Here is a 24,973-nt window from a genome sequence, read left to right as displayed (position 1 = left end):
GGATAAACCATTAATACGCACGGCATAAGAATCCACGCCATCGTGTTCCCCGCGTCAGCGGGGATAAACCGCAACTACATTACTAACGCTGTGAATGGCCGAGGTGTTCCCCGCGTCAGCGGGGATAAACCGAATGGTTAGGAAGTCGGTGCGTCCGAAGCTAGGTGTTCCCCGCGTCAGCGGGGATAAACCGAACTGGCAGAACAGGACAACCGCGTTTACGCTGTGTTCCCCGCGTCAGCGGGGATAAACCGAACTGGCAGAACAGGACAACCGCGTTTACGCTGTGTTCCCCGCGTCAGCGGGGATAAACCGCGGATATGTTGGAAATCACCCTTGCCGACGACGTGTTCCCCGCGTCAGCGGGGATAAATCGGTACTCCGTAATTCCCAACGGGCAGATGTCACTAATGAACTTACTACTTACGAAACCATGTATATCTGGAGGTGGGTATCTTTCAGAAAGAGTGGAACTGATATCGATCTGCTGATTGGATGTGATTTAAAACCTGTTAGACATGGTAGGTTAGTTGCATTGTTAATTATTTTATTTTCTAGTGTTTCCCATGAATTTCCTGATTACAGTTATATGGAATTTTAATTGACTCTGTGAAGCTTTTCCGGTTTGGTTTGAGATTAAGTGATTTTTTGTATTTTATAATAACTTATAGTTACCATTAACTTGTGCCGAATGTTACAACATACAATATATCGTTATTTTATCTAACAGAGATTTTTTATGGGAAGCGACATTCCTGTTAATTATATGCGCTATTGGGGAAAGGCGAAAAAAACAGACCTTTCAGAAGGCGATGATTATCACTTATTAGCCTACCATTGCCTGGATGTGGCGGCATGTGGATACCAACTGGTTATCGATAACCGTTTCCACGCCTCAGATATTTTGGCAAAGCTGGGATTCTCTCGTGCTGAAGGCGCTTACTGGTTTGCATTTTTTTTAGTGATGCATGATATCGGTAAGTTTGCGCGCGGTTTTCAAAGACTTTATCCGCACAATAACCCGGCATTGGTGCCTGATGCGGGGAGAATTTATCCCCTACGTCATGACTCTCTAGGCTACTGGTTATTGAATAATTATATATTGCCTCGTTGGCTGGAAGAGGATATCTCCCTGCTGCCGGGCAATGAAAATAAGAGGCAGTGGACAAAAAGTGTAGACATTTGGCTGCAGGTAGTCACTGGGCATCATGGCGAGCCGCCAGATACTGCCAGCGGCGCGTTAGCTTTTACACGTGAAGATATGTTAGCGGCAGAAGCGTATCTGCTTGCCATTCAGAAAATATTTCCTGAAACGTGCTTCCCACCGCAATTTGCCGATAAAGCCTGGCGCCACAACTTAAAAAAACAAAGCTGGCTGCTGGCCGGGCTGGCGGTATTAGCCGATTGGTTAGGCTCTAACCAGCAGTATTTTCCTTTTGTAGCGTCGCCAATACCATTGGCTACTTATTGGGAACAAGCACAGCGACAGGCGCAAGGCGCCATTGCCTCCTTACCTCCGATATCGGCAGTTAATACTCGGCATGAATATCAAAGCATTTTCCCGTTTATCAAAACGTTAACCCCGTTGCAGCGCTATGCTGACGATGTGGATATAGGCGCCGATGGCGGGCAATTGTTTATTCTGGAAGATGTGACTGGCGCAGGGAAAACGGAAGCGGCGTTGATTCTCGTTAACCGTCTGATGGCACAGGGAAAAGCGGACGGTTTGTATGTGGGTTTACCCACCATGGCGACGGCGAACGCTATGTATCAGCGTCTGGCGGATGCTTACCACGCTTTATTTCAGCCTTCTTCTCGCCCCTCTTTAGTGCTGGCGCACGGTGCCAGTAAAATGTCCAAGGCGTTCAGCCAGTCGGTATGGCAAGGGGATAACGCAGGGCAGCCACGTTATGACATGTCTGAATCCAGCGCCAGCAGCGAATGCAATAGTTGGTTTGCAGACTCGCGTAAGAAAGCGTTATTGGCCGAAGTCGGCGTCGGCACCTTGGACCAATTATTAATGGCGGCCATGCCATATCGCCATCAGTCGCTGCGGTTGCTAGGCATTAATCATAAGGTGCTCATTCTGGATGAAGTACACGCTTATGACAGTTATATGGTGCGCTTGTTGGAAGGGCTTTTGTATTTCCATGCTGCGCAAGGAGGCAGCGCAATTATCTTAAGTGCTACTTTGCCTTATTCATTGCGTTGCAAATTGCTGACCGCTTTTGCTCGCGGCGCGGAATGGCCTGTACCTATGCCTGTGCAGGACGCCGGTTATCCATGGGTATCCCATCTGCATGGTCAGAGTTTAATAGAAAAACAGCTGGCGACGCGTGCAGAAGTGCAACGCAGCGTCAGCGTGGGTTGGCTAACGCATCTTGAAGACGCCCTCACTATGATTGAGCAGGCCGTCGCTGAACAACGCTGCATTTGTTGGATTCGCAATAGCGTTGATGACGCCATGCTGGTTTACCGCCAATTGCAGCAGCGCGGCAAGGTTTCCTCAGAAGACTTATTACTGTTCCACAGCCGTTTTGCCTTTGTCGATCGCTTGCGTGTGGAGCAAAAGACGTTGGATTGGTTTGGTAAACATGCCGATCCACAGGCTCGACGAGGAAAAGTGTTGATTGCCACTCAGGTAATTGAGCAGAGCCTGGATATCGACCTGGATATGATGATCAGCGATCTGGCGCCCATCGATCTATTAATTCAACGAGCCGGGCGTTTGCAACGGCATATTCGTGACGAAAACGGCAATACCGGCGATATGGCGCAAGATGCGCGCTCTTCGCCGGTATTATCAATCTTTGCGCCCGAATGGCAGCCGAATGCCCAGCCGGATTGGCTCGGGGAGGCACTGCGCAATACCGGCTATGTGTACCCTGATCATGCCTGCCTGTGGCGTACGCAGGCGATATTGCGCGAATTGAAAGGCATCACTATGCCCGAACAGGCCAGAACTCTGGTGGAAAGTGTCTATGAAGGCCGCATCGAAGCCCCGCCGGCATTGTCGGCGGTAGAAGATAAAGTTTATGGCGCCAGGCTTGGCGAACGAATGGCCGCAGGGCAAAACGTATTGTCTCGCGACAAGGGATACGATCGCCGCGCCAGCAGCACATTGTGGAGTCCCGCAGCGGAGCTAACCACCCGGCTCGGCGAAGAAACCCTGGATATTTACCTAGCCTACCGCACAGAGGAAGGTATTGAACCTTATGCCGGGGGAGACGAATTCCCATGGGAAAAAAGCCGGGTACAAGTGAGGGAAAACTGGTGGCGGAAGAATTGTTCAGACCTGCCCCAACTTTCGGCACAAGAGCTGGAAGAGTTTCGGCAGCGGCAACATCGGCCTGGCGGTGTGGTGCTGCTGTTGGAGCCGGGCTGCGATTATTACCATCAATCGCTGGGGTTGTTAGGAAATGCATCATAACCAAGGAGAGAAAATGGAGTCTTTTTCACTACTTACCGAACCCTGGCTACCGGTTATTACCCGCACGGGCCAGAGTAAAAAGATTTCTCCGCAGCAATTGTCTGACGACGACATTATCGAACTGGCCTATCCGAGACCCGATTTTCAGGGGGCAGCCTACCAGTTTCTGATAGGCCTGTTGCAAACGGCTTATGCCCCTGAGGATGAGGATGATTGGGACGAGATTTGGCAAGGGGGGATAGATCGCCCCACCTGGGAGCAGGCTCTGCTGAGCATTGCCGACGCAATGCAGTTTGGTCCGCAAAAACCTGCTTTTCTGCAAGATTTCTCTGCGCTGGAAAGCGAAAACAGCTCCATTTCCGGCTTATTGGTCGATTCGCCCGGCGGTAACACGCTGAAGCTGAATAAAGACCATTTCGTTAAGCGCGACAGCTACCGGCGCTTTTGTCCGCATTGCACCGCTATGGCGTTATTCGCCGTACAGACCAATTCACCGGCGGCGGGGGCTGGCTTTCGCACCAGTATGCGCGGCGGTGGGCCGATGACGACGTTGATGATGCCGAAAAACAACGATCTGCCGTTGTGGAAAAAACTTTGGCTGAATGTGTTACCGCTGGAACAGCCACCATCATTGGCTGAACTTCCGCTGATTTTCCCTTGGTTGGTACCTACGCGCACTAGCGAGAAGGCGGGCAATAGTGTTACGCCAGAAAATGCTCATCCTTTACAAGCTTACTGGGGGATGCCGCGGCGTATCGAGATTGATTTTGCTCAGACTGAAGCCGGTTGCTGTGATCTCTGCGGCGAACATCATCCCGCCTTGTTAACGCAAATACGCAATAAAAACTATGGCGTGCAGTATGAAGGTTGGCTGCATCCGCTGTCGCCATATCGCCAAGCGGTTAAAGCGGGTTCGCCGCTGCTATCGCTCAAGGGGCAGCCGGGCGGCCTGGCCTATAAGGATTGGCTGGGCTTGGCCTTGGGGGGGGAGGATAAGTTCAATCGCGCCTTGCCGGCAGAAGTGGTGCGAGAGCAAAGCTATCGTCGGCTAAATCCAGCAGAACCGCTCTATCTTTGGTGTTTCGGTTTCGACATGGATAACGCCAAAGCGCGGTGTTGGTATGAACACCGTTTACCGAGCCTGATCATCGACAAAACGGCGCGGCCGCAGTTCACCGACATCATCGAACGGGTTATTGCCCTGGCGACAGGCAGCCTGTCATTGCTGAAATTGGCGCTGAAAGAAGCCTGGTTTGCGACGCCGAAGGAAGCAAAAGGCGACTTTAGCGCACTGGATATCGCCTATTGGCAGGAGACCGAAGCCGATTTCCGCACGCTGCTGGCCTGCCTGATGCAGGAACTGTCCGACGAATCAATGACGGCTCGCACTGCACTGGGCCAATGGGAACTTGCCCTGCATCAATATCTGTTTGTGACTTTCGATCGTCTGGCGTTGAACAACCCGGATGATCATCAGGTATTACTGCGCATTCTGACCGCACGGCGCCTGTTGGATAAAAATTATACCAAGCAGAAAGTACTGAAAGAATTGCAAACGTTGATGACAGAACGCAAGGAGGTTCAGAGTGCTGAACAGTAATACCAGCAATGAATTGGTTTTTACGCAAAGTGATGCGCAAACGGTGTTAAAGCGCTGGTTTGATGACTTGCAACAGCGGGATCACAGCAAGTCTTTTAACGGTCGTTTATGGCGGGCGGAGTTGCGGCGGACGAAAGGTCCTTATGAGGCGCTAACCTGTGAGGGGTTTCGCGCGTTGTGCCAGCGGTTGGAAAAAACCATGACCTTCCAGCCTGGCGATATGCTGGCATTGGCATTGTTTGCCAGTGTTGCGGCGCATGCCCGCCGGGCGAATGGGCAAGACAGCTTCGCGGCTCAATTGGGTAAGGAGTTAAAAAGTCGTCCCTGTTTGTCGCGGCTGCGTTTTGAACGTTTACAGCAAGTAAGACAACCGGAAGAACTGCATAGCCAACTGATTAAAGCCGTGAAGTTGCGCGGTGAAGAAGGGGTAAATGTGGTCTCACTGGCAGATGGGATTTTTCTATGGATGCGTGAATGGTTGGCGCGTGAGGAACACCGTAGCGTCGAAACCAATCCATTCCGTCGGAACAGTGTGCGTTGGGCCAGTGAATACCTGATGGCGTCTGGAAAATAAATTATTAATAAGGAATTAGTCATGACTACGTTTATTCAACTGCATTTATTAACCGCATATGCGCCGTCAAACTTGAACCGTGATGATACCGGGCGCCCTAAGACCGCCATCATGGGCGGCGTCGAACGCCTGCGGGTATCTTCACAAAGCTTAAAACGCGCCTGGCGCACTTCAGAAACTTTCTCTGCATTATTGAACGGGCATATTGGCGCACGTACACGGCGCTTGGGCCGTGAAATTTATCAACAATTGCTGAGCGGAGGTGTGGCGGAGGATGCTGCATTGTCGATCGCCGGCAATATCGCCGGCAAACTTGGCGCGATTAAGAAAGATAAAAATGCGACGCCTATTCAGAATCTGGATATAGAGCAGTTGGTACATATCAGCCCGGAAGAGCGGGGCAGAATCAATCAACTGGTGAATGAATTAATCGCGACGCAGCGCGAACCCAAAGAAGATGAACTGAACATCAAGCAGCTGTTAGGTGAGCAGGCACAAGGTGTAGATATCGCCCTGTTTGGCCGCATGTTGGCATCTAACCCGGAGTTTAACGTTGAGGCCGCCTGTCAGGTTGCTCATGCTCTGGGGGTTAGTGCAGTGGCGGTAGAAGAGGACTTTTTCACTGCGGTCGACGATCTCAATCGCAAAGATGAAGATGCCGGTTCTGCCCATATGGGAGAACAGGGCTTCGCTTCGGCCCTGCTGTATAGCTATATCTGCATCAGTCGTGACCTGTTGCTGCAAAACTTGAATGGCGATGAAGCCTTGCTTGAACGCACCTTGCGGGCATTAACGGAGACGGCAATCACGGTTTCGCCAACGGGGAAACAAAATAGCTTTGCTTCACGCGCTTACGCTTCTTATGTACTTGCGGAGAAAGGCGAATGTCAGCCGCGTTCTCTCTCGGTCGCTTTCTTCAATCCGGTTCGCGGAGAAGATCAACTTATGCAAGCCATGACAAATCTGCAACAGCAGTACCAAAAGTTTGCGCGTGCGTATGACATGCATTCCGAACTTTATCAGCTGAATGTGGAAAATGGCGAGGGAACGTTGGCAGGTTTGCTGGACTTTGTCGCCAAATAATAAGGAGGCCTCATGTCCCGCTATCTGCTATTTCAACTTTATGCGCCTTTGGTTTCCTGGGGCACGGCTGCTGTGGGGGAGGTGCGTCATACGGATGCGATCCCGACACGCTCGGCTTTGTTGGGGCTATTAGCCGCAGCATTAGGCATTTCCCGGGAGCGCGAAGAATACCTGAATCAATTTAATCAACATTATCGCTTTGCTGTCTTGCCACTGTCATCTCGTGAGCAATGGTTACGCGATTACCACACCACTCAGGTCCCGAGAGAGAATAAAAAACGCCGTTACTTCACACGGCGGGAGGAACTGACGCAGGCGCCGCAAGAGGTGGGCACGATGCTGTCCTCGCGTGAATACCGTTGCGATGCCTATTATCTGGTCGCCGTTAGCGCTGAATCTGACGCTCCGGAAGATCTGGAAACCTTGGCCCAGGCGCTGAGAAAACCTGTATTTCCCCTGTATCTGGGGCGCAAAGCGTGCCCATTGGCATTACCTCTGGCGCCCAGGATTTTGGAAGGGCATTTGGCGGACGTTTTTCGCGCGGGGGAAAAGCAGTTGGAACAGGATCTGGCCTTGCTGTATTTGCCTGCGCGACCGGTGGTGCTTTGCTATTGGGAGGGAATGGCCGAAGGCGTGGAGTTGATGGAGTCACGGCAGCGCAACGATCGGCCGATTAGCCGGCAGCGTTGGCAATTTGGTACGCGCTGGCAACATAGCGGCAAGTATCGGAGGGATGCGTAATGTTTCTTTCTCGTATCACCCTGGATTTGGCCAGGTTGCCGCCGGTTATGTTGGACAAATGGCTCAGTGAACAACGGGCTTACGCCAGCCACCAATGGTTATGGCAACTGTTTCCCGACGAGCAGGAAAGGCGCTATCTATTCCGTCAGGAACCTTCGGTTTCTCAAGGTCTATTTTATCTTCTGTCGGAGGATCGGCCGCAACAGCAACACAATTTGTTCCAGATCCAGACTAAGCCGTTTGAACCGCAGTTGGTGAAAGGGATGCGCTTGTTCTTTAGCCTGCGAGCGAACCCGGTTGTTACCCGAAATAACAAACGCAGCGATGTAATGATGGACGCAAAATTTCACGCGAAGCGGCAGGGAATACCTCCCGACGAGTGGCGAACATTGCAAGAACAGGCGGCTCAGCATTGGTTGCAGGGGCAGGGAGATCGCCATGGTTTCCGGTTAGTGCCGTTGGCGGAAAACTTCACTCATGTCGTCTCTTTCCAGACGCAACGGCTGTCACGTCGCGATGGGGAAAAGCCGATTACTTTCAGTACCGTAGATTACGCCGGCTATCTGACGGTTACTGAACCGAAGCTTTTTTTACAGGCTTTACATTCGGGTCTTGGCAAAAGCAGAGCATTGGGTTGCGGGTTATTGATGATCAAAAGGGGGTAATCGATGAGCTTTATTCCCCTTAACCCTATTCCCTTGAAAGATCGAACCTCAATGGTATTCCTGCAATATGGCCAGATTGACGTAATTGATGGTGCGTTCGTCTTGGTGGATAAAACGGGAATACGGACACATATTCCGTTGGGATCGGTGGCTTGCATTATGTTGGAACCGGGAACCCGAGTGTCACATGCGGCGGTGAGGTTGGCCGCAACGGCGGGCACATTGTTGGTTTGGGTCGGCGAGGCAGGGGTGCGGCTGTACGCCAGCGGCCAGCCGGGTGGCGCGCGTTCGGATCGTTTGCTTTATCAGGCCAAGTTGGCTTTGGATGAAGACCTGCGTCTGAAAGTGGTTCGTAAAATGTTTGAGTTGCGCTTCGGGGAGCCTGCGCCGAGCAGGCGTTCCGTAGAACAGTTGCGTGGTATTGAAGGCGCGAGAGTGAGGCAGACTTATTCTTTGTTGGCTCAGCGCTACGGCATAACGTGGCATGGACGGCGCTATGATCCTAAGGATTGGGCAAAAGGTGACGTGGTAAACCAGTGCATTAGTGCCGCGACGTCTTGCCTATATGGCATTACAGAAGCAGCAGTATTAGCGGCGGGTTATGCGCCTGCGATCGGTTTTGTGCACACAGGGAAGCCTTTATCTTTTGTTTATGATATTGCGGACATTATCAAGTTTGAGGGTGTGGTTCCAAAAGCCTTCGAAATTGCCGCGAGTACGCCGTTATCGCCGGATAAAACGGTGCGTATAGCCTGCCGGGATATTTTCCGTAGTCAAAAAACGTTGGCCCGATTGATCCCCTTGATCGAGGAAGTTTTAGCAGCTGGGGAAATCGCGGTGCCCAAGCCTTTTGATGATGCACAGCCGCCAGCAATTCCGGAGCCTGTTGGTCCCGGCGACGTTGGTCACAGGAGCCGTAACTAATGGGAATGCTTGTGGTGGTGACGGAACAGGTTCCCCCAAGGCTGCGCGGTAGGCTGGCAGTCTGGTTGCTGGAGATTCGAGCTGGGGTTTATGTCGGTGATAGCTCGCGCAAAGTCCGAGAGATGATTTGGCAACAGATCACGGTACTGGCAGACGAAGGGAACGTTGTTATGGCCTGGGCGACGAATAATGAGTCAGGTTTTGATTTCCAAACCTGGGGAGAAAACCGGCGTGAGCCGGTGGATCTTGATGGACTAAGGTTGGTCTCTTTCTTACCCTTGTAAAATCAGTAGGTTATAGATCTTTAAAAACACGGAAAATTTGGTGGAATTCTAGGGGTATAAAAACTTCTATTATAACAGTTAGTTAGTTTTAGAGTGTTCCCCGCGCCAGCGGGGATAAACCGGAGTTGGACCCGGTAGCCGGCACTGAAAACGCGTGTTCCCCGCGCCAGCGGGGATAAACCGATATCGTTACGCCGGGCACTACCGATCGCTTCGTGTTCCCCGCGCCAGCGGGGATAAACCGAGCGCGCATGTTCTTTCCTTTTTTTTCCAAGGGTGTTCCCCGCGCCAGCGGGGATAAACCGAAATCCGGGTAGCTATCGCGGATTACATCAACGTGTTCCCCGCGCCAGCGGGGATAAACCGTGGGATCAAAACGTTGGCGACGGCCATACCGGGTGTTCCCCGCGCCAGCGGGGATAAACCGGCGTTTCACCTCATGACCGGCGGCAGTAGCCAGTGTTCCCCGCGCCAGCGGGGATAAACCGACGATGCGGTCACGAGTCCTGTGACAGCAGCAGTGTTCCCCGCGCCAGCGGGGATAAACCGGTGATTTGTTGTTGGCCAAGGACGCGCCGTCGGTGTTCCCCGCGCCAGCGGGGATAAACCGAGTTCTGGAAACCAGCTAATTTCCCATTAACTGTGTTCCCCGCGCCAGCGGGGATAAACCGTGGAGCCAACGAGTTGGCCACACGCTTATTGTGTGTTCCCCGCGCCAGCGGGGATAAACCGAGCGAATATAGTTGGTCTGCCCGAAATACGGAGTGTTCCCCGCGCCAGCGGGGATAAACCGGGGAGTTTGCCGGTGGGCTGGATGGCACGAATGTGTTCCCCGCGCCAGCGGGGATAAACCGTGAAATCAATCATGCGGGTCGTTACCCGCATTGTGTTCCCCGCGCCAGCGGGGATAAACCGGACCGTTATAACTCAGAAGAGAGCCATGCAGAGTGTTCCCCGCGCCAGCGGGGATAAACCGCACTGCAGGGCGGCGAAATAGTCGCAAACGGAGTGTTCCCCGCGCCAGCGGGGATAAACCGATGGGCTACCGGCAACAGTCTCACCTGTTACCGTGTTCCCCGCGCCAGCGGGGATAAACCGGCACATAACGAATTTACAGCTGATGGGGTACTGTGTTCCCCGCGCTAGCGGGGATAAACCGTGATGGTCGTTATCCCGGGCGTTAACGTAGTAGTGTTCCCCGCGCCAGCGGGGATAAACCGTCGAAAGGAAAATCGGACACATAGCCTTGGAAGTGTTCCCCGCGCCAGCGGGGATAAACCGAATATTTATCTTAGCGGAGTTTGTGCTTATTTGTGTTCCCCGCGCCAGCGGGGATAAACCGTGTTCCGGTGCAGTTGTCGATTTTCGATACATGTGTTCCCCGCGCCAGCGGGGATAAACCGATAGCGGCGAACCACTGGGACGGCACCACCGAGTGTTCCCCGCGCCAGCGGGGATAAACCGGTACGAAAGGCAATCGCGCCTGGGGTGATGATGTGTTCCCCGCGCCAGCGGGGATAAACCGTAATCCAGCATACGGGTCATCGCCTCCATCACGTGTTCCCCGCGCCAGCGGGGATAAACCGTTAACGTTGCCGCCGGTCGCGCCGGCACCAAAGTGTTCCCCGCGCCAGCGGGGATAAACCGACAGTTGGAGAGCGGATCTACACATTGAATTAGTGTTCCCCGCGCCAGCGGGGATAAACCGTGCAGCATGGGAAATGCCAATTGGGGAAAACAGTGTTCCCCGCGCCAGCGGGGATAAACCGCGCATATCAGTAACGGGAACATTGTTGGCGATGTGTTCCCCGCGCCAGCGGGGATAAACCGCGTGCAAAAATTGAGCTGCTTTTTCTGGTGACGTGTTCCCCGCGCCAGCGGGGATAAACCGTTTCATACCGGCCGCGCACATCGTTCAGCACAGTGTTCCCCGCGCCAGCGGGGATAAACCGGATGTGTCTGCCGCTCACAACTGATCCATCGTGTGTTCCCCGCGCCAGCGGGGATAAACCGTAAAATGCCATAGGCTTTTTGGTCAATGTACAGTGTTCCCCGCGCCAGCGGGGATAAACCGCCCGGCTTTGATTATCGCGACGTGTGGAAGGAGTGTTCCCCGCGCCAGCGGGGATAAACCGGCCAGGAAAATCGCGTAGGCGGCATCGCCGTGGTGTTCCCCGCGCCAGCGGGGATAAACCGTCCTATTACTACATGCTCGATGGCGCTTTTACGTGTTCCCCGCGCCAGCGGGGATAAACCGAATGAGGTTCCACCCACCGTCTGAATCAGTGCGTGTTCCCCGCGCCAGCGGGGATAAACCGGGGTAGAATCAGTTACTGCATCGTTATCAACAGTGTTCCCCGCGCCAGCGGGGATAAACCGTAGTTATCCAGATCTCTCTTGGCTCTCGTTGGGTGTTCCCCGCGCCAGCGGGGATAAACCGATTTTGCGGACCAGTGTGTAGGTATGCATGGCGTGTTCCCCGCGTCAGCGGGGATAAACCGAAACGGTCTGTATCTCCACGCCTTTACAGCCCGTGTTCCCCGCGCCAGCGGGGATAAACCGCCAGTATTTAGCAACGTTTGCGCTACTGATGAGTGTTCCCCGCGCCAGCGGGGATAAACCGGGGATTATTTTTGAGTTAAGCGGTGCTCTCAAGTGTTCCCCGCGCCAGCGGGGATAAACCGCTGACGTATCCAGGTTGTTTACTAATGAGGCTGTGTTCCCCGCGCCAGCGGGGATAAACCGGATAAGGACAACGATCAGGCGCATGGTTCCATGCGTTCCCCGCGTCAGCGGGGATAAACCGAATCCAAGCCCCATTTTCGTGCCGGGAGTTAAGTGTTCCCCGCGCCAGCGGGGATAAACCGTGAAGCAGAGCGAGTTCAGGCGGTGGCTTGAAGTGTTCCCCGCGCTAGCGGAGATAGACCCTAGGCTCAAAGAAACCGATAGTATTTCTCTCCACTTGGCCACCACGGAGATCGCTGGGCCGTTACTTAACGAAGTGTGGGGCAGTGTTATTATCCTGTTGGGCGTTGACGTGGGTTTTCTGTGCAGCCTGTTCCGTAAGCGACAGGAGTCCTGATTGAGCGAGGTGCCGCATATGGCGCCTTTATTTTTTATTAGTCGTTATTTTTAAATAAATAATTAAAATAAACACGTTATTATTATTTTTTCTGGATGTTTTTGTTTTTTATTATTATTGATTTTTTTCTTATTTACCGGTAGATATTGTTTTATTGGCCGGCTGATGGTTTTTATGACTAGTTGATCTACGGTCGTATTAGTCGAATAAATAAAACACTCTATTAAAGGGAATATTACTATGTCAACGATAAGGGAATTGACGTTAGACGAGATGAAGTTGATTGGCGGTTGCGGGGATGGAAATAACGGCGGTGACCGCGACAGAACCAGCCGCGGCGCGCCTGACATCTGCGCAAACAAAACAGGTGCCTACATGATTATTGGGGCATTTACGGGTATGCCTGGCGGCCCGCCAGGGATGCTTGGTATGGCTTTCGCTGGCGCCTTAACTGGGGTTGTTGGTTGTGATAGAAATAGTCAGTCAAAGAATAATAGTGATAATAAAGGCGCATTGGGTGGTAATAGAAATGCTAATAGCGTAAATGGTCAGTGCCGCTGGTAATCGTTCATTTATATTGCTTTTCAAGTTTTAAAATAGGTACTGACTATGGGACCAGGTAAGTTCGCCAAGTATTTTTCTACCTTTATCGGGCTGATGACAATCATGCAATTGCTTTATCACCCGGTATTAATCGCGGGTTCCCCAAAAGAACATTTAGCGAATGCGGCTATTGCTGTTTTTATGGGGTTGGGTGTCAGAAGCTTTGGCCTGATGTGCCTGAGTTTTTATCATTGGTTCAACGGAAAGTAATGCGGTTTAACGAGAACAAATAAGATGCCGGCAGCGGAAAAGTTACCGGCATCCCTTTGGTTTATCCCGCTACTGCACCAGCTCCAACCCCGCAACCCGGCGCCAGTAGCCGTTGCAGTCGGCTTTATCGGCCAAAACCAGCGGTTGCGCCCCTTGTTCGTTGGCGCGGAAGCTGTCGATCAGCGCCAGCGTTTCTGCGCTCTGCGGCGAAAGGCGCACGATATCCACCAGCCCCTGCATGCTTTGCAATTCATTGCCGAGGTTATAGCAATAGCCGCTCATCGTCTGGATGCCGTTGAGCACAAACACCTGCTGTTCTTCCTGCGAACGCATCATCCGCCCCTGTGGGTAGTGGATGCAGCAGGTTTCGCATTCGTCTTTGCCACGGTTCTCCGAGCGAGCGGTGAAGCAGCGCGCCGAATAGGCCAGCGGCAGGTGGCCGTAACTCAAGACTTCCACCTCGAACTGATGGCGGAAACCCAACTCGTCGCATTGCGTCAGCAAATTGGCCAGCCAGTCGCGCGAAAGCTCGACCGGCATGCACCAGCGGACCATGCCCTGGCGGTGCAGCAGGCGCAGGGTGTAGGCGTTGTAGCAGTTCAACGCATGCCCGGCGACGAACGGCAGGCCGCGTTCCGCCGCCATGTTCACCGTACCCAGATCGTTGGCTTCAATCAGAAACTCGCCGTTCTCCACATAGCGTTTCAGTTCGTTCAGCTCAGACGGCGCTTGCAGCAACGCCAGAGTGGAAATCACCACCTGCTTGCCGCTGCGGGCAATCTCCTGCGCCAGCGTCAGCCAGTCGCCCACCTTCATCTCGCGCCGCTTGGTGCAGACGCTTTCGCCGAGGTAAATAATCTCCGCGCTGCTGTTCACCGCCTGCCGGTAGAACTCCTCAATCTCGGTTTTCGGCCAGTAGTACAGCACTGAGCCTAATGCGTATTTCATGGTCTCTCCTGCTACTGCCATTTGCGGTGATAGGCGCCGAGCGTGGTCTGCGTGCCTTCGGACATCGCGCCGAGAGCCTCCATCCAGCTTGCTTCGGCCCGGTAGGTGGCCGGGTCGGCCTGGCAGCGGTCTATCGCCTGGCGCCAGATGCGCGCTACCTGGCTGACATACGCCGGGCTGCGCTGGCGTCCTTCAATCTTCACCGAGGCGATATTGGCGGCCAGCAATTCCGGCAACAGCTCCAGCGTGTTCAGGCTGGTGGGCTCTTCCAGCGCGTGATAGCGCACGTCGTCCACCCGATAACGCCCTTTGCACAGCGTCGGATAACTGGCGTTTTCATCGTCCCGATAACGGTCGATCAGCACGTCGTTCAGGCGCGATTCCATGCCTTGTGCGGTTTGCTGCCAGCGAACGAAGCGCGCCGGGGAGCAGGCACCGACGGTATTCGGCGATTCGCCGGTCAGATAGGAAGAGAGATAACAGCGCCCTTCGGCCATGATGCACAGGCTGCCGAACGCGAACACCTCCAGCGGCACCGGGCTGGTGCGCGCCAGTTGTTTGACCTGATGCATCGACAGCACACGCGGCAGCACGACCCGGCTGACGTCGAAATGGCGCTGATAGAAACGGATCGCCTCTTCGTTGGTGGCGGAAGCCTGCACAGAGACATGGCGTTCCAACTGCGGGTAACGCTCGGCAGCGTATTCCAGCATCGCCAAATCGGCCAGGATCAACACGTCCGCACCCAATTGCGCCGCCATGTCCACCGCCCGTTGCCAGCGGCCATAGCCGTCCGGGTGGGCGAAGGTGTTGATGGCGATATGCAGTTTGCGGCGGTGCCGGTGCACGTACTCGACCGCTTCCTGCAGCTTTTTCTCGGTGAAGTTGAGGCCGGCAAAGTGGCGCGCGTTGGTATCGTCTTTCAGGCCGATGTATACGGCGTCTGCGCCGTTATCCACTGCGGCTTTCAGGGCCGGAAGGTTACCGGCGGGACAAAGCAGCTCCATAGATTTATCCTGGTTAACAAGGGCTGTCGGCGGTGGTATTCAACCGGCAAGCGCCCATCGGGGAAGCAATTTTAGTGAAAGCGGGGCGAACAGGTTTTGATTTGGGGCAGCTTCTGGCGTATTGATAAAGCTGGCGGCGAAATGCACTATTTGTTGATATAGACCGCTTCAGGTGCGCGCCGATGTGGCAAAATAGCGCTAGTCTGTGTTGAAAGGAGTGAACGACAGTGTTGGAACAACTACGAGCACGCATTGTGCGCCAAGGGCCGTCGCTGCTGCGCGTACCGCTAAAATTCACGCCGTTTGCTTTGCAGCGGCAACTTCTGGAACAGGTGCTGGGCTGGCAATTCCGCCAGGCGTTGGCGGATGGCGATTTGGCTTTTCTCGAATCGCACTGGTTGAAGATCGAAGTTCGCGATCTGGCGCTACACTGGTTTATGACGGTAGAAAACGACAAACTGGTTGTCAGCCACCACGCCGAAGCTGATGTCAGCTTCAGCGGCGACGCCAACGATCTGATTTTGATCGCTGCGCGCAAGCAAGATCCCGATACGCTGTTCTTTCAGCGTCGGCTGCAGATTGAAGGGGACACCGAATTGGGCCTGTATGTAAAAAATCTGATGGACGCCATTGAGCTGGAAGCCATGCCTGCGCCGTTGCGCATTGGCCTACTGCAACTGGCCGAATTTGTGGAAGCAGGATTGCAGGAGGGCACGGCGCAGACTTCCCGTGTGCCGGTAGCATGCTGATCCGCGTAGAAATTCCGGTAGACGCGGCGGGGATCGATGCCTTGCTGCGCCGCGCCTTCGGGCGCGATGACGAGGCCGATCTGGTGCAACAGCTGCGCGAAGATGGCCTGCTGACCCTGGGCATTGTCGCCACCGACGACGAAGGCGGCGTGGTGGGGTATGCCGCGTTCAGCCCGGTCGATGTCGCCGGAGAAGACCGGCAGTGGGTCGGTCTGGCACCGCTGGCGGTGGATGAAAGCCTGCGTCGCCAGGGGTTGGGCGAAAAGCTGATTTACGAAGGGCTGGATTCCCTGAACGAGTTCAGTTACGCCGCCGTGGTGGTGTTGGGCGATCCGGCTTACTACGGCCGTTTCGGCTTTAAACCGGCCGCCGCCTATGGCCTGCGTTGCCGCTGGCCGGGCGCCGAAACTGCGTTCCAGGTCTATCCGCTGGCGGAAGACGCCCTGAGCGACGCGAGCGGTGCGGTTGAATACTCCGAGCCGTTTAACCGGTTTTAACCTCAGCGCTCGGCAGTAAATAATCCAATGAGGGCGGCGGGTGACTCACCAGCCGCTCTTTTTGTATTTTGCTCAGCTGCTTTACCCGATATTCCAGCCTCAGCGCCGTCGAACGATCGCCCACCCGGCAGTGAAACGCCAGCGTCAGTTCCCCCTTTCCCCGTAACGCCTTGGCGCCTTTGCCCGCCTGATGCTGCGCCAGCCGCCGTACTACGTCGGTGGTGATGCCGGTATACAGCATGCCGTTCGGCAAACGCAGCATGTAGAGGTGCCAGAAATTATCAGTCATTTATAAGTCGGGTTATGTTGTGGCGGGCAGATTACATTACCATATCACTTATTATCCGCTGAACCCGTCGACAGAGAGATCTCAATGCACCAGCCAGACGATCTGGAACACATCCGCCATTTCCTTGGCAAGCAGCATGTGCTGACGCTGTGCGCCGGCAACGGCATGGACATGTGGTGCGCCAATTGTTTTTACGTGTTTGACGCCGAGCAGATGGCGCTGTGGTTGATGACCGAAACCCATACCCGCCACGGCGAGCTGATGCTGCAAAATGCCAGTGTAGTAGGCACCATTGCGCCGAAGCCAAAGACTATCGCGCTGATCCGCGGCGTGCAGTACCGCGCCGAGGCGGTGATGCTGAGTGGCGATGAAGAGGCGCAGGCGCGTGCCCGTTACTGCAAGCGGTTCCCGATAGCCAAAGTGATGAAAGCGCCGGTGTGGCAGCTGAATTTGCAGGAAGTGAAGATGACCGACAATACCCTGGGATTTGGTAAAAAACTGCATTGGACGCGGGCCTGAGCACAACAAACTATACTTTTTCAGAGTAATCAAACGGTGGGAGAGTATATGGCACGGATATTAATCGTAGGGGCCACCGGGCTGGTGGGCAACGAGCTGTTGCAACTGTTGCAGGGCGATCCGCAGGTGACGGCGATTGTGGCACCGACGCGTCAACCGCTGCCCGCAAACGAAAAGACAGATAACCCGGTGGGCGAGGATCTGTTCGAGTTGCTGAGCGGCTTGCAGCAACCCGTCGATATTATTTTCTGCTGCCTGGGCACTACCCGGAAGGTGGCCGGCAGCGATGCCAATTTCCGCTATGTCGATTATCAGTTAGTCGTCGAAAGCGCGCTGACCGGGCGGCGGCTGGGGGCACAGCATTGTCTGGTCGTCAGCGCCGTGGGGGCTAACCCGCGTTCGTCATTCCTCTATAACCGTACCAAAGGCGAAATGGAGCAGGCGCTGCGTGAGCAGAACTGGCCACGCCTGACGCTGGTGCGTCCATCGATGCTGTTGGGCAATCGCCCATCGCCGCGCTTGATGGAGCGGCTCACCGCACCGCTATTCAAACTGTTACCGGGCAAGTGGCGCTCGGTTGCCGCCAAAGACGTGGCGCAAACCCTGCTGGAACAGGCTTTCAGTCCCGGCAGCGGCGTTAGGGTGCTGGAGTCCGACCAACTGCATCGCTATGGCAATGTACACTGAGATTATCGAAAGCCAGTTCCATTCCCGTTGGCAGTTCGTTGTCCATCAGCCATAAATCGAGATGATGGCTGATATGCGTCAGCAGCGTGCGGCCGGGCTGCAAACGTTGTTGTGTCTCCTGCGCGCGGGTCAGATCGTTATGATTGCGCGGCACCTGGGGTTGTGGCGGCAGGCTGCAATCGAGCACCAGCAGATCCAGCGTTATTTTGCGCAGGAAAGCCTCGGTGTCAGGCGGCAGGCCGACGGTATCGGTCAGATAGGCCAGCGCGTAGCCTTCTGCCTGGACCAAATAACCCAACGTCGGTTTGGAATGTTGCAACGGTAGCGGGGTGATATGCAGCCCACCCAGTTCAACCCTTTCGAAAGGGGTTAACGGCGGTTGAAACGCCAGAATACCGGGGTGTTTGAACAGATCGTCGCAGCCTTGATCATCCGCCGGGCCGTACACCGGAATGAAATTTCCGCACCCCCAGCGCAAAGGAAATAGCCCCTGAACGTGATCCATGTGGTAATGTGTCAGTAAAAAACGTTGAATTTCCCCCGCCGAAAAACGCCGTTCCAGCGACGGCAATCCCGCATCCAGCAAGGTCGTTTCCCCCTGAAATTTGAGCATCGCGCTGCATGGCCGCCGCCGGAATGCCGGTTCGCGCCGCGCCCGCTGGCAGACCAGGCAATCGCAACCGAAAACCGGGATCTGCTGGGCACCGCCGGTGCCGAGAAACGTCAATTGCATATATCCTCCCGCTTAAAGATACTTCTCCGCAAAGGCGTTGATATCACTGAAATCCGCCAATCGTTCCTGCAATGTCTGATGATCCCAGTGCCACCACTGGCTGCGTTCGATGCGTTCTATCAAGGCATCGTCAAAGCGCATGCCGATCTTTTTAGCTGCTACCCCGGCGACGATCGCATAAGGCTCGACGTTTTTGGTCACTACCGCCGCGCTGCCGATCACCGCGCCGTTGCCGATGCTCACGCCGGGCATCAGGATGGCGTTATGGCCGATCCACACATCGTGGCCGACGGTGACGTGGTGCTCGCGCCGCCAGTCGAAGAAGGCCTCATCATCTTCCCCCAGACCGTACTCGGAAGCGCGGTAGGTGAAGTGGTGCTGGGCGATGCGCTGGTAGGTCGGGTGGTTGCCGGGATTGATGCGCGCGTAAGAGGCGATCGACACGAACTTACCGAGGGTGGCGTAAAAAATCTGGTTGTGCCCGGCGGTATAGGAATAGTCGCCCATTTCCACTTCTTCGAGGATCGCATCGTCGGCCAGATGCACGTACTGGCCGAGCCGGGTGCGGTTAAGGATCACGTTGTCGCCGATTCTCGGCTGGGCAAAATCGTTCATTGCGTGGCGTCCTGGGGGTGTTTGGATGAAGCCGGTAACAGCGCCAGCAGCGCCGTCAGGGTGTCTTGCAGGTCGCCATCGTTAGCCAGCAGGCGGCAACCGGCGGGCAGTTTTTGCTGGTATTCCGCCGCCCGCGCCAGCCGTTGTTCGATTTGCGCGGCGTCTTCACGCCCGCGGTTTTGCAGGCGTTGGCGCAGCACCTCGCCGCTGACCTGCAGGCAGACCGGTAACAGCTGCGCACCGTAGCGTTGTTGCGCCTGCGGCAGATGGGCGCGTGAGCCGTTGACTACCACGTCGATCCCTTGCAACAGCCAAAGATCCACTTCGATCCCAAACGCGTAATGCTGCTGGTGCGCCTGCCAGTCGAGAGCGAACAAGCCCTTGGCACGGCGGCGCAGAAACTCGGGTTCGCTGAGCGCAATATGGTTTTCGCAGCCGGCATCCGCCGGCCGGGTGATATAACGGTGCGCCACCAGCGGCGCGCTGTCGGCATCGGCCCTAAGCTGCGCAAGCAGGCTGTCTTTGCCCGAACCGGACGGCCCCATCAAATAGATAAGCTGTGCCATCAGAACACCTGCTTGCCCTGGCGCCACACGTTCTGCACGTAGATGTGCTCGCCGTGCGGCCGCGCCAACACCAGATCCGCCCGCAGCCCCTCGGCGATGGTGCCGCGATCGTGCAGATCCAGCGCCTTCGCCGGGTTACCGGTGATCATCCGCACCGCCTGCGGCAGGTCGTAACCGTTACGTTCGTCGGCCGCGATACGGAATGCCGCATCCAGCAGGCTGGCGGGGTAATAGTCGGAAGACAGAATATCCAACACCCCCAGTGCCGCCAGATGGTGCGCCGCCACGTTGCCGGAATGGGATCCGCCGCGCACGATGTTCGGTGCGCCCATCAGGACCTGCAACCCCTGCCGGTGCGAGGCGCGGGCGGCATCCTCGGTGGTCGGGAACTCGGCAATCGCGCTGCCCAGCGCGCAGGACTCGGCCACGTGTTCGGCGGTAGCGTCGTCGTGGCTGGCGAGGGAGATTTTACGCGCCCGGCAGTGGGCGGCGATCGCCTCGCGGTTCGGCGTGGCCCAGCGGGCGGAAAGCCCGATCTGCTGCTCTTCGTACTCGCTCATCTGTTGGTCATTGAGATGATATTTGCCTTGATAATACTCACGGTATTTTTCACGCGAGGCGAACTGGCGCTGGCCCGGCGAATGGTCCATCAGCGACACCAGCGATACCCCCGGTTTGTCCATCAACTGCTCGAACAGCGGCAGGGTGCTCTCGTTCGGCAGCTCGCAGCGCAGGTGCAGCCGGTGCTCGGCGCGGTTGACCCCGGCGCGCTGGCTGTGGATCACCGCGTCGATCATTTTTTGCAGGTTCTCCAGCCGGTGGCCGCCGTCGCGCACGTCGCCGATCGCCACCGCGTCCAGCACCGTGGTGATGCCGTTGGCGACCATCAGCGCATCATGGCTGCTCATCGCCGAATGCGCCGGCCAGTCGACGTTCGGCCGCGGGGTGAAAAACTTGTCCAGATTGTCGGTGTGCAGCTCAATCAGCCCCGGCAGCAGCCAGCCGCCTTCACCGTTCAGCGCCTGCGGCAACTGGCTCGGCGTATCGGCGAAGCTGCGGATCACGCCGTCGTTAATCTCCAGCGAACCTTCGACAATCTGGTCTGCCAGCACCAGTTTCACGTTATTGATGATCATCAGAAGATCTCCAGCGCCTGGGGCGCTTGCATGTCGTATAACCGGTCGGCGACCTGTTGGCGAACGCCTTCGTCATGGAAAATGCCGACGATCGCCGCCCCGCGCCGTTTGGCCTGTTCTATCAGGCCGACCACCGCCGCGCTGTTGCGGCTGTCGAGCGAGGCGGTCGGTTCGTCCAGCAGCAAAATCGGGTAGTCGACAATAAACCCGCGTGCAATATTCACCCGCTGCTGCTCCCCGCCGGAGAACGTCGAGGGCGCCAACTGCCACAGGCGCTGCGGCACGTTGAGCTGGTTGAGCAGCGTCTCGGCGCGTTCGCGGCATTCGGCGCGGTCGACGCCCTGTTCCAACAGCGGTTGCATCACCACGTCCAGCGCGCTGATGCGTGGGATCACCCGCAGAAACTGGCTGACCCAGCCGAGGGTGTGGCGACGGACCGCCAGGATCTGGCGCGCTTCGGCCTGCACCATATCCAGCCATTCGCCCTGATGATTGACCCAGATATGGCCGCTGTCGGGCAGGTAGTTGGCGTACAGCGAGCGCAGCAGGGTGGATTTACCGCTGCCGGAGTGGCCGTGCAGCACCACGCATTCGCCGCTGCTGACCGTCATGTTGGCGTCGTGCAACACCGGCAGGCGCGTGCCGTGCTGCTGGTGGAGCACGAAGGTTTTGCTCAGGTGTTCAACCCGGATTTGAATCGTCATTATTAATTATCCCCTTGCGTTACGACAGCACCGAAGAAACCAGCAACTGGGTATAAGGATGATGCGGATCGTCCAGCACCCGGTCGGTCAGGCCGCTTTCCACCACCTGGCCCTCTTTCATCACCAGCAGCCGGTGCGCCAGCAGGCGCGCCACGCCCAGATCGTGGGTGACGATCACCGCCGCCAGCTGCATTTCCACCACCAGATTGCGCAGCAGATCGAGCAACCGCGCCTGCACCGAGACGTCCAGCCCGCCGGTCGGCTCGTCCATAAACACCAGTTTCGGGTGAGTCACCAGATTGCGGGCGATTTGCAGCCGCTGCTGCATGCCGCCGGAGAAGGTGGTCGGCAGATCGTCAAGGCGCGACACCGGGATCTCGACGTCTTCCAGCCACTGGGCAGCCTGGCGGCGGATATCGCCGTAGTGACGCTGGCCGATGGCCATCAGCCGTTCGCCGATATTGCCGCCGGCGGACACCTTGGGCCGCAGCCCGTCGAGCGGATGCTGATGCACCACGCCCCAGTCGGTGCGCAACAGGCGGCGGCGATCGCTCTCTGCCATCGCGTACAGGTCGTGCTGTTGCCCGGCCTGCGGGCGATAGAGGATCTGCCCGTGCTGCGGCGCCAGCCGTGCGGAGATGGATTTCAGCAGCGTGGTTTTACCGGAACCGGACTCGCCGACGATGCCCAGCACTTCGCCGGGGTAGATATCGAAAGAGACGTCGCTAAAACCTTTGCCCGGCGCGTACAAATGGGTGAGGTTGGCCACCGACAACAGCGGCGTGGTGCTCAGGGGTTGGGAAATCATCAGTGCTGCGCCTCTTGCGAAGGTTGTGCCAGCTGCTGCCGGCAGTAGTCGGTGTCAGAGCAGACGAACATGCGGTTACCCTGGTCGTCGAGCACCACCTCATCCAGATAGCTGTGGCGCGAGCCGCACAGCGCGCAGGGTTCATCCCACTTTTGCACGCTGAACGGATGGTCGTCGAAGTCCAGGCTTTCCACCTTGGTGAACGGCGGCAGGGCGTAGATGCGCTTCTCGCGCCCGGCGCCAAACAGTTGCAGCGCCGGCATCATGTGCATTTTCGGGTTATCGAATTTCGGGATCGGCGAAGGGTCCATCACATAACGGTCGTTGACCTTCACCGGATAGGCGTAGGTGGTGGCGATATGACCGTAGCGCGCAATGTCCTCGTACAACTTCACCTGCATCACGCCGTACTCTTCCAGCGCGTGCATTTTGCGGGTCTCGGTTTCGCGCGGTTCGATAAAGCGCAGCGGTTCCGGGATCGGCACCTGATAAATCAGGATCTGGTCTTCGTGCAGCGCGGTTTCCGGAATGCGGTGCCGGGTCTGGATCAGCGTGGCTTCCGGCGTGCGTTCGGTGGTGGCTACCCCGGCAACGCGCTGGAAGAAGCGGCGAATAGACACCGCGTTGGTGGTGTCGTCGGCGCCCTGGTCGATCACCTTCAGCACGTCGGCGCGGCCAATCACGCTGGCGGTCAGCTGAATGCCGCCGGTGCCCCAGCCGTAAGGCATCGGCATCTCGCGGCCGCCGAACGGCACCTGATAGCCGGGGATCGCCACGGCCTTGAGGATGGCGCGACGGATCATGCGTTTGGTTTGCTCGTCGAGATAGCCAAGGTTATAGCCGGTCAATACTTCACTCATTGCGGGCCTCCTGACGCTCGCTGAACTCCCGCCGCAGGCGCTTGAGCAGCTCCAGCTCGGCCTGGAAGTCAACGTAGTGCGGCAGTTTGAGGTGGGAAACGAAACCGGCGGCTTCGACGTTGTCGGCATGGGCCAGCACGAACTCTTCATCCTGCGCCGGGCTGGCGACGCCTTCCTGGTACTCGGGGCTTTGCAGTGCGCGGTCCACCAGCGCCATGCTCATCGCTTTGCGCTCGGCGCGGCCAAACACCAGGCCATAACCGCGGGTGAAGTGCGGCGGCCGGTCTTCCGGGTCGACAAAGCCGTTGACCATTTCACATTCGGTCAGCAGGATTTCGCCGATATCTACCGCGAAACCCAGCTCTTCAGGCACGATCTCCAGCGAAACGTAGCCTGTCCGGATCTCGCCGGCGAACGGGTGGGTGCGGCCATAGCCGCGCTGGGTGGAGTAGCTCAGCGCCAGCAGGAAACCTTCGTCACCGCGCACCAGCTGTTGCAGCCGCGCCGAGCGTGAACAAGGGTAAACCGGCGGGTTGCGGGTGATGTCGTCCGGCACGCTGCCGTCGTCCCGTTCCGCCAGCGCCAATTGTTGTTGGCTAAGCAAATCAAACACGTGGGCGCAATTTTCCGGCAGCGGTTCGTCGGCCTGCGGCGCGTGCGGTGTTTCACCTTCCGCCAGCAGGGCAAAATCCAGCAGCCGGTGGGTGTAATCGTAGGTTGGGCCCAGCACCTGCCCGCCGGGCAAGTCCTTGTAAACCGCCGAGATACGGCGTTCCAGCCGCATGTTTTCGGTTGCCAGCGGTTCGCTGACCGCCAGGCGCGGCAAGGTGGTGCGGTAGGCGCGCAGCAGGAAAATCGCCTCGACCAGATCTCCGCTCGCCTGCTTGATGGCCAGCGCGGCCAGTTCGGGATCGTAAATACCGCCTTCGGTCATCACCCGATCCACCGCCAGCCCCAGTTGCTGTTCAATCTGCCGGATGCCGAGCGCCGGCACGCTCTCGTCGCCGCGCCGCAGCTGTTCCTGTAACTGATGGGCGGCCTCAATGGCTTTTTCGCCCCCTTTAACGGCTACGTACATCAGTACACCTCCACGCGGGTGGTCCGCGGCAGCGCCAGCAGGCGATCGCCGCAGGTCAGCAAAATATCCAGCCCCAGCGGGAAGCGCAGCGGGCGGTTAACGAGAAAATCCAGCAGTGCCGGCGGCAACGGCGGTGAAACCTTGCGTTGGCGCTCAATGCCAGGGCCGGTCAGGCGCAGCGGGGTGCCTTGTTCCAGCCCATTGAGCTGCACGATGACCGTGGCGCCGAATTCCGGCGAGATTTCACTGCCGTGCGGCAGCGCCAGTAAATCGGCGGCCTGCAACTGCGTATCGAACAGGGCAAAACAGACTTCTTCAGGCTGTGCCGCCAATGGCGCACCGCTGTGGAAACGTATGTTTGTTAGCACTTGCTCACTTTTAAAGGCTTCACACAGCTGGATCGGGGTTTCTTGATCCGCCAGCGTCAGCAACGCGGCGGTACTGGCGGCGTTCAATGCGCCCCAGGCCGGGCCGCCTTGCAGCGTGACGGTATGGCCGGGTTCGCTTAACGCCTTGAGGATTAAGCGGAAAGCGTGCTGTGATTGTTCTATCGGCTGTTCAAATCCGGTTAACAGGCTCAT

At 56.6% G+C, this 24,973-nt stretch carries 26 protein-coding genes and 2 CRISPR repeat arrays (1 of these 28 only partly in view); of the genes, 14 read left to right on the top strand and 12 right to left on the bottom strand.

The genetic code is table 11. From position 1 onward, the window contains the following. Positions 1 to 376: direct repeats of the CRISPR family, unit length 29 nt; unit sequence GTGTTCCCCGCGTCAGCGGGGATAAACCG; it reaches 263 nt to the left of the window's first position. A gap of 363 nt (positions 377 to 739) precedes the next feature. The 10 genes from cas3 (at position 740) to D4100_RS13840 (ending at position 13,196) form a co-directional block, all read left to right on the top strand. Next, on the top strand, positions 740 to 3,430 hold the full coding sequence (gene cas3 / locus D4100_RS13885) for a CRISPR-associated helicase Cas3' (protein WP_119804615.1): 2,691 nt from the start codon (positions 740 to 742) through the stop codon (positions 3,428 to 3,430). A 13-nt stretch (positions 3,431 to 3,443) separates the two neighbouring features. Further along, positions 3,444 to 5,030 (top strand): type I-E CRISPR-associated protein Cse1/CasA, encoded by a 1,587-nt coding sequence (gene casA, locus D4100_RS13880; RefSeq protein WP_119804614.1) that lies wholly within the window; start codon positions 3,444 to 3,446, stop codon positions 5,028 to 5,030. Beyond that, a complete protein-coding gene (gene casB, locus D4100_RS13875) occupies positions 5,017 to 5,604 on the top strand; it encodes a type I-E CRISPR-associated protein Cse2/CasB (RefSeq protein ID WP_119804613.1) in 588 nt (195 codons plus the stop codon). The genes casA and casB overlap by 14 nt, the downstream gene beginning before the upstream one ends. 21 nt (positions 5,605 to 5,625) lie before the next feature. Further along, positions 5,626 to 6,687: a type I-E CRISPR-associated protein Cas7/Cse4/CasC gene (gene cas7e / locus D4100_RS13870; RefSeq protein ID WP_119804612.1), complete on the top strand. Its 1,062-nt coding sequence runs from the start codon at positions 5,626 to 5,628 to the stop codon at positions 6,685 to 6,687. Between the two features lie 12 nt (positions 6,688 to 6,699). Further along, positions 6,700 to 7,428: a type I-E CRISPR-associated protein Cas5/CasD gene (cas5e, locus tag D4100_RS13865; RefSeq protein WP_119804611.1), complete on the top strand. Its 729-nt coding sequence runs from the start codon at positions 6,700 to 6,702 to the stop codon at positions 7,426 to 7,428. Beyond that, positions 7,428 to 8,093 (top strand): type I-E CRISPR-associated protein Cas6/Cse3/CasE, encoded by a 666-nt coding sequence (cas6e, locus tag D4100_RS13860; protein WP_119804610.1) that lies wholly within the window; start codon positions 7,428 to 7,430, stop codon positions 8,091 to 8,093. The genes cas5e and cas6e overlap by 1 nt, the downstream gene beginning before the upstream one ends. A 3-nt stretch (positions 8,094 to 8,096) precedes the next feature. After that, positions 8,097 to 9,017 carry a type I-E CRISPR-associated endonuclease Cas1e gene (gene cas1e / locus D4100_RS13855; RefSeq protein WP_119804609.1) on the top strand — a complete coding sequence of 307 codons (921 nt, stop codon included), beginning with the start codon at positions 8,097 to 8,099 and terminating at the stop codon, positions 9,015 to 9,017. Then, positions 9,017 to 9,301, top strand: a complete 285-nt coding sequence (gene cas2e / locus D4100_RS13850) for a type I-E CRISPR-associated endoribonuclease Cas2e (protein ID WP_119804608.1) — start codon at positions 9,017 to 9,019, stop codon at positions 9,299 to 9,301. The genes cas1e and cas2e overlap by 1 nt, the downstream gene beginning before the upstream one ends. Before the next feature lie 93 nt (positions 9,302 to 9,394). Next, positions 9,395 to 12,229: direct repeats of the CRISPR family, unit length 29 nt; unit sequence GTGTTCCCCGCGCCAGCGGGGATAAACCG. A gap of 394 nt (positions 12,230 to 12,623) precedes the next feature. Then, positions 12,624 to 12,947 (top strand): hypothetical protein, encoded by a 324-nt coding sequence (locus tag D4100_RS13845; RefSeq protein WP_119804607.1) that lies wholly within the window; start codon positions 12,624 to 12,626, stop codon positions 12,945 to 12,947. Between the two features lie 45 nt (positions 12,948 to 12,992). Then, positions 12,993 to 13,196, top strand: coding sequence for a hypothetical protein (locus tag D4100_RS13840; RefSeq protein WP_119804606.1), 204 nt, complete (start codon positions 12,993 to 12,995; stop codon positions 13,194 to 13,196). 69 nt (positions 13,197 to 13,265) lie between these two features. Here D4100_RS13840 and D4100_RS13835 read toward each other — a convergent pair whose 3' ends face one another. Continuing rightward, complete coding sequence (locus tag D4100_RS13835) at positions 13,266 to 14,144, bottom strand: U32 family peptidase (protein ID WP_119804605.1); 879 nt, start codon at positions 14,142 to 14,144, stop codon at positions 13,266 to 13,268. Positions 14,145 to 14,155: 11 nt separating this feature from the next. After that, positions 14,156 to 15,151, bottom strand: coding sequence for a ubiquinone anaerobic biosynthesis protein UbiU (ubiU, locus tag D4100_RS13830; protein ID WP_119804604.1), 996 nt, complete (start codon positions 15,149 to 15,151; stop codon positions 14,156 to 14,158). A 227-nt stretch (positions 15,152 to 15,378) separates the two neighbouring features. On the opposite strand from ubiU, the gene ubiT reads away from it, so the two are divergent. Together ubiT and D4100_RS13820 are read left to right on the top strand one after the other, a co-directional pair. Further along, positions 15,379 to 15,900, top strand: a complete 522-nt coding sequence (gene ubiT, locus D4100_RS13825) for a ubiquinone anaerobic biosynthesis accessory factor UbiT (RefSeq protein ID WP_119804603.1) — start codon at positions 15,379 to 15,381, stop codon at positions 15,898 to 15,900. Next, positions 15,894 to 16,397: a GNAT family N-acetyltransferase gene (locus D4100_RS13820; RefSeq protein WP_119804602.1), complete on the top strand. Its 504-nt coding sequence runs from the start codon at positions 15,894 to 15,896 to the stop codon at positions 16,395 to 16,397. The genes ubiT and D4100_RS13820 overlap by 7 nt, the downstream gene beginning before the upstream one ends. Here the strand turns inward: D4100_RS13820 and D4100_RS13815 are convergent. After that, complete coding sequence (locus D4100_RS13815; RefSeq protein ID WP_119804601.1) at positions 16,384 to 16,686, bottom strand: GIY-YIG nuclease family protein; 303 nt, start codon at positions 16,684 to 16,686, stop codon at positions 16,384 to 16,386. The two genes, D4100_RS13820 and D4100_RS13815, sit on opposite strands and share 14 nt — an antisense overlap. 84 nt (positions 16,687 to 16,770) lie before the next feature. Between D4100_RS13815 and D4100_RS13810 the strand changes: the two genes are divergently transcribed. Continuing rightward, complete coding sequence (locus tag D4100_RS13810) at positions 16,771 to 17,205, top strand: YhbP family protein (RefSeq protein ID WP_119804600.1); 435 nt, start codon at positions 16,771 to 16,773, stop codon at positions 17,203 to 17,205. A gap of 48 nt (positions 17,206 to 17,253) precedes the next feature. Next, a complete protein-coding gene (locus D4100_RS13805; RefSeq protein WP_119804599.1) occupies positions 17,254 to 17,892 on the top strand; it encodes an NAD(P)H-binding protein in 639 nt (212 codons plus the stop codon). Here the strand turns inward: D4100_RS13805 and phnP are convergent. Genes phnP through phnH form a run of 9 tightly spaced genes read right to left on the bottom strand, consistent with a single transcriptional unit; the run spans position 17,843 to position 24,973 of the window. After that, positions 17,843 to 18,625, bottom strand: a complete 783-nt coding sequence (phnP, locus tag D4100_RS13800; protein WP_119804598.1) for a phosphonate metabolism protein PhnP — start codon at positions 18,623 to 18,625, stop codon at positions 17,843 to 17,845. The genes D4100_RS13805 and phnP overlap by 50 nt on opposite strands. 12 nt (positions 18,626 to 18,637) lie before the next feature. Beyond that, positions 18,638 to 19,240, bottom strand: a complete 603-nt coding sequence (locus tag D4100_RS13795; RefSeq protein WP_065505807.1) for a DapH/DapD/GlmU-related protein — start codon at positions 19,238 to 19,240, stop codon at positions 18,638 to 18,640. After that, entirely contained in the window at positions 19,237 to 19,806 is a 570-nt protein-coding gene (gene phnN, locus D4100_RS13790; RefSeq protein ID WP_119804597.1) for a ribose 1,5-bisphosphokinase, read from the bottom strand. Before phnN ends, D4100_RS13795 begins: the two co-directional genes overlap by 4 nt. Further along, positions 19,806 to 20,942 (bottom strand): alpha-D-ribose 1-methylphosphonate 5-triphosphate diphosphatase, encoded by a 1,137-nt coding sequence (phnM, locus tag D4100_RS13785; RefSeq protein WP_065505809.1) that lies wholly within the window; start codon positions 20,940 to 20,942, stop codon positions 19,806 to 19,808. The genes phnN and phnM overlap by 1 nt, the downstream gene beginning before the upstream one ends. Further along, positions 20,942 to 21,646, bottom strand: coding sequence for a phosphonate C-P lyase system protein PhnL (gene phnL, locus D4100_RS13780; RefSeq protein ID WP_065505810.1), 705 nt, complete (start codon positions 21,644 to 21,646; stop codon positions 20,942 to 20,944). Before phnL ends, phnM begins: the two co-directional genes overlap by 1 nt. Positions 21,647 to 21,665: 19 nt before the next feature. Then, the gene (phnK, locus tag D4100_RS13775) at positions 21,666 to 22,454 is read right to left on the bottom strand and encodes a phosphonate C-P lyase system protein PhnK (RefSeq protein WP_004952936.1); all 789 of its coding nucleotides are present in this window, start codon (positions 22,452 to 22,454) and stop codon (positions 21,666 to 21,668) included. Continuing rightward, positions 22,454 to 23,314 (bottom strand): alpha-D-ribose 1-methylphosphonate 5-phosphate C-P-lyase PhnJ, encoded by an 861-nt coding sequence (locus D4100_RS13770; protein ID WP_004952938.1) that lies wholly within the window; start codon positions 23,312 to 23,314, stop codon positions 22,454 to 22,456. The genes phnK and D4100_RS13770 overlap by 1 nt, the downstream gene beginning before the upstream one ends. Next, on the bottom strand, positions 23,307 to 24,392 hold the full coding sequence (locus tag D4100_RS13765) for a carbon-phosphorus lyase complex subunit (RefSeq protein WP_119804596.1): 1,086 nt from the start codon (positions 24,390 to 24,392) through the stop codon (positions 23,307 to 23,309). The genes D4100_RS13770 and D4100_RS13765 overlap by 8 nt, the downstream gene beginning before the upstream one ends. Next, complete coding sequence (phnH, locus tag D4100_RS13760) at positions 24,392 to 24,973, bottom strand: phosphonate C-P lyase system protein PhnH (RefSeq protein WP_119804595.1); 582 nt, start codon at positions 24,971 to 24,973, stop codon at positions 24,392 to 24,394. The genes D4100_RS13765 and phnH overlap by 1 nt, the downstream gene beginning before the upstream one ends.

Origin of the sequence: Serratia inhibens, assembly GCF_003591175.1 — a bacterium.
In the GTDB taxonomy this organism is placed as follows: Bacteria; Pseudomonadota; Gammaproteobacteria; order Enterobacterales; family Enterobacteriaceae; genus Serratia; species Serratia inhibens.
Note: the sequence above shows the minus strand (reverse complement) of the source record. Positions and strands in the feature narration are given on the sequence as shown.